Genomic DNA, 4,744 nt, shown 5'->3' with positions numbered 1-4,744 from the left:
CTTGAAATCAGACGTACGGTCAAACGTACCGGGGGTTCGAATCCCTCGCTATCCGCCATATTATGAGAAACCCGCACATGTTGCGGGTTTTTTATTGCCTGAAATATATTGAAGTATCCAATAGTGAGGGTGAGAAGCCCCGCGGCTCGACTAATCGTAGGAAACGATTAGCACAGCCGAATGTTGCCCGTAGGGCGAATGTCAGGGACGATATGAGTAACCAGTTGTCTGGAATAATTACTACGGCCTCTGGCGCCCAAAGGGGCAAGAGCATGGATGTTCTTGAGTAAATCCCTCGCTATCCGTTTATTAGTTAAATACGTTAAGGCTATCAGTGGCAGTGGTATCGAATTTCCCTAATCATGTTTTTAACAAAAACCTATGTTTTTGAAAGCATGATGTAAATGAAATTTTTTGAATCTACTACTGTAGAGCTTGAACCTGCCGAAAATTTATACCAATCCTGTTTACGAATATCGTGTTCAATTCTGTCCCAAGTGAAGTCCTCAAGTTCTACAATCATTAATTCGCAGGTTGATGTTTTACAGGTCACTGATTGCAGTTCGACTTCAGACGAATGTGGGTGCATAAATATAAAATCTTTAATTTTTTGTTCCATATCGGGAGCCCAATCGTAATCAACGTCATCTTTAATATGTTCCTGTAAGTACTCGATCATGCTACCACTTGTAGAAGCAACTAGGTCAGAATAAGGCTTAGGTAAAACAGCCTCTGCTTCTTTGATTGTCATACTTGCAAACCTTTCAGAGTTAGAGTTATCCAGATCTTCATCGCTTTTTTTTGACTCTTGGTCCAGACACAATGGTTTTATTTTTGAATATTTCTGAGATAAATCGTTTTCTAGTTGAGCAATTTTATCTTTATACCTATTAATATCTTTAACCGTTATTTCCTTTTGTTTTTTTGATGTATCTAATTCGTTTTGTATATTATGTAGCACATCAGATGTATTTTCACTTTGAAGGTCATGTTTAACCGGTGTTGGATAGAAAAATACTCGGCTGGTTAGGAATCCGGCAGTAAAAATAAATATGATAATCAGAACAATCTTTATACTTTGCAAAATAAGTCCTTTTAAGTTGTTTAGTCTAGAGCTAATTTCACTACTCAAAATAGTGTATTTGGATTTAGGGTTTTAGTTTAATGCTCGTGGCATTTTATAGCTTGAAATCTTGCACAGTTCCTTTCTATTTATTTTATAGTGCCCCCTTTATTTGCTCGGTTATAGAGGAGTCGAAGCAGTTGCTCTTATTCAACCGACAAAATATAGGATGTATTTTACAATTCCGTTCAGTAATCTCCAAGTTGTTCATTTACTCCAAATTAAAATGAAGTTACTTCCGTCTTATTAGAACATGTTGCGGGTTTTTTATTGCCTGAAATTATTTAGCAATTTCAAACACTGTTTATTGTGTCTGGTAGGCTGTAGTAATTCAGCACTAACTTTGTATTATTATCTTGGTGTATTACTTTGTTTAACGACGTGTAGGGTTAATATGGTTCACTTTTTGAAAAAAGCATTGAATGTAATTTTGATTTCGTTCGCGGTTAGTCAGTTCAGTTATGCTGCTGATATCAGGGGCATTTGGTTCACCGAGAATAATGACGCTAAAGTCAAAGTGTATACCTGTGGAAAAAAAATTTGTGGCGATATAATTTGGCTGAAAGAGCCCAGTTGGACTGAGAAAGACTTAAAAACTGAAAAGGATGCGGTATTAGGTCAAGCAAAAACAGATTTAAAAAATGATGATAAATCATTAAGAACTCGTCCCATTGTTGGTATGACATTATTAACTGGACTGAAACTAGCAGATGAAAATGAGTGGCAAGGCGGCAAAATTTATGATGCTGAGTCGGGTAACACCTATAGTTGCCAAGCCAAATTAGCTAACAATGGTAATACTTTGAAAATGAAAGGGTATATAGGTTTCAGTTGGTTGGGGCGCAGTACCAACTGGACACGTGTTGATAGATAAAAAAATACGGCCCAAGTATTAAAATACTGGGCCGTGTTGGTTTGCAAAATTTAACGTTTATTACTTTAGGGGTTAACCAATCAGGTTTTCACCTTTATTTTCTTTTTGGTGAATTGTCACAGGCCAACCAGGGTATTGATTACTAGCTTTGCCGTCAGTTACATCCACTAGAAATTTAAAAGCTTGCATAGTGTAAGTTAACTTTTCAGTATCAAAGGTAATAAAACCAAAACCACTGCCTTTTTCATGGGCTTTTACGTATCTGTTACCTGACTTTCCTACCACAGGGTTGCCTACAGCATAGATGTACATTTTATTGCCAAAGGTGTCGTTAAATTCACCTGTATCCGACAAACCATGGGTAGGGCGATTTTTGTAGGGCATATTGATTGAGTCTGGTTTCCACCATCTTGGCCAACCAGCTGAAATAGCTGGGGTACAAAATGCCCAGTTACTATCTCGCTGTTTATCTACCCCGTATTGGGACAATGAGCCTAGGTGAGTGTCACCACAAATATGTAATGCCATGGAGTCGCGCATTACGTCTACCGCTCTATTACGAGCAGAGGCTGGCCAACCACTAGAATCAAAATCATATTTCATAAAACGAGTGGGAACGGGTTGGTGGGTGCAGATCCCAGCAAATACTGTTTGGCTAAGCACTGCTTTTAACGAGTGCCCTTGCCAATCTTTGCCCCATTTAATTAAAAAGTCTTCTTGGCGTTTACCTAATAGATCTAGGCCCGGTGGATTAAACTTAGGATTGTAGCTAAATTTATCTTCGTCTTGACCTGTTACACCTACTTCGATGTTGATTCGTTCAGGTCCACTTTTCCACTGCCTGTCGGCTATGATGGCAAAACTTACACCACCATAAACCATCTCACCGTAATAAGATCCAATGCCATTAGTGGGTGTTGGATCATACGGAGCAGGATGGTGGGCTAGTGTGGTCCTATGCACCATATTAACCACTTGTGCCGATTGAATATATCCACCTAAAATAGCGGCAGTTGGATCTTTTTCAACGTTTTGCATAGTAGCGCCACCTTCACCCCACAAATTACCTTGCAGTACGTCGTGATCATCAGGTAAACATACAGTGGGCTGGTTACGCATAACGTCTTTGAAGGCCCAGCCAAACTGATAGAACTTACGTAAATAGTTTAGTGTGGCAATATTGTCTGGGGTACGGACTATGCCAAAGCCTCCATGACTTTCGTATATTTGATCACCAGAGAAAAACACCAAATCAGGATTTAATTTTTTTACATTGTTAGCGACAGGTTCATATGGGAAACCATAGTCGTTTTGACAGGTGAGGGCAGCCATACGTAATTTTTTGTTAGACGGACTAGCTTTAATATTTCCAGTGTAAATGTCTGGGGTTTCGCTACCGTCTTTATGTTTTTCAAGATATACGACTCTGAAAGGGGTATCTTGCTTTTCGTCCCAGTTGTTGATTCTAAACGTAGCAACCCAACCTTCTGGATGTATTTTTTCAGAAGCTAAAGATTGCCATTTGTTGTCTTTGAATATTTGAAGTTCAACATTTTGATTATCTTGCTCGCCAATTGGTCCGGTATAAGCGCTCAGGTTTAAAACAAAACCTTTATCGTTGCGAGAATCACTTAAGGTGTACATGGTCCATAAAATTGGTCCAAACTTATTATCGTGGTTAACCGCAAAGGCCTCACCCTGCATGTTCCAATCACTAAACCGATAACGAGCACCCGGATTGCCTTTGGTTTGTAATTCATCACGGGTAGTCGCAGGGTTACTAAAGTTACTGACTAATGCGACATTACCCACTAGTTCGTTTGCAGGGACTAAATGCTCTAGTGTTCCAATGACTTTACCTGTCGCAACTACAGTGGCGGTTAAGACTAATGCCATGGCTCCTGATTGTGCTGTACCGGCAAGATCTAACCTAATGTCTTGACTATTCACCGATTCAGTTAATGCTTTGCTTACACTACCCAGTACTAATTGACTTCTTTTGATCCCTAAGTCATATCCTTTTAAAGCAAAACAATTACTACGGTATTCATTTAGTTCACTTTTTGCCCCTAAACGAATACCTGCACCACCGTCATTCTTAGCAGACCCTAAACGGTTGATAACGACAGAGATAACAAAATCTTTGTCTAGGTGAGCAAGTTGGTGAGTAAGAGAGTGAATGCTTCTATTACCGCCTTGGCTTAAACATTCTGCGCCACCAGATTTAACCGTCCAATCTTCCATTGGATTGGCCCAGTACTCACCACCTAACCAAACTCTGTCGTGAGTGTTGGCCCAGTTGTCTTGTTGAGGTTGTAAACCAGTGAGTTTAGGTGTGTTGGATAATTCTTCGGCTGTGGTTTTACAACCTGTAACGCCTGATGCCACTACACCAGCAGCAAACATTTTTAGTGCCGAACGGCGAGTAATATTATTCTTCATAGTTAATTCACTAGTTGTCTATTGTTAACAATAATTAAGTGAAAGTACTATAACCATTTTTATCCGTCACGTCATATTTTTGTTGCTAAATCGTTAAAAGTTATCAAGTGAAATCAATACACTCTAGGGTGAGGTATGCTTGGTGGTCAATTAACCACCGGTTGACAGGGTTGTTGTTGATTGGGGCTTTACTTCCAATAAAAACGTCTTTAGAATGCGCGCTCAGTTCGGATAGCTGGCAGAGCTCGGTTTAATGCACCTGACTTGAAATCAGACGTACGGTCAAACGTACCGGGGGTTCGAAT

3 protein-coding genes are annotated in these 4,744 nt (G+C 39.7%); 1 reads left to right on the top strand and 2 read right to left on the bottom strand.

Features of this window, described 5'->3' with window-relative positions:
- Nucleotides 1–379: 379 nt before the first annotated feature.
- A complete protein-coding gene (locus ACSHXM_RS20895; RefSeq protein ID WP_435692183.1) occupies nucleotides 380–1,084 on the bottom strand; it encodes a hypothetical protein in 705 nt (234 codons plus the stop codon).
- A gap of 445 nt (nucleotides 1,085–1,529) precedes the next feature.
- Between ACSHXM_RS20895 and ACSHXM_RS20890 the strand changes: the two genes are divergently transcribed.
- The gene (locus ACSHXM_RS20890; protein ID WP_435692181.1) at nucleotides 1,530–1,997 is read left to right on the top strand and encodes a DUF2147 domain-containing protein; all 468 of its coding nucleotides are present in this window, start codon (nucleotides 1,530–1,532) and stop codon (nucleotides 1,995–1,997) included.
- 72 nt (nucleotides 1,998–2,069) lie between these two features.
- On the opposite strand, the gene ACSHXM_RS20885 is transcribed toward ACSHXM_RS20890, so the two are convergent.
- Nucleotides 2,070–4,439, bottom strand: coding sequence for an alkaline phosphatase D family protein (locus ACSHXM_RS20885; protein ID WP_435692179.1), 2,370 nt, complete (start codon nucleotides 4,437–4,439; stop codon nucleotides 2,070–2,072).
- Nucleotides 4,440–4,744 lie beyond the last annotated feature (305 nt).

The sequence above is a fragment of the Paraglaciecola sp. genome (assembly GCF_051252315.1).
Taxonomy (GTDB): Bacteria; Pseudomonadota; Gammaproteobacteria; order Enterobacterales; family Alteromonadaceae; genus Paraglaciecola.
This window is presented reverse-complemented; position numbering and strand designations above follow the sequence as displayed.

Bases quoted from the DNA above. Each gene is read 5' to 3' on its own strand.
- ACSHXM_RS20885 (WP_435692179.1), bottom strand. From the start codon at position 4,439: ATGAAGAATAATATTACTCGCCGTTCGGCACTAAAAATGTTTGCTGCT.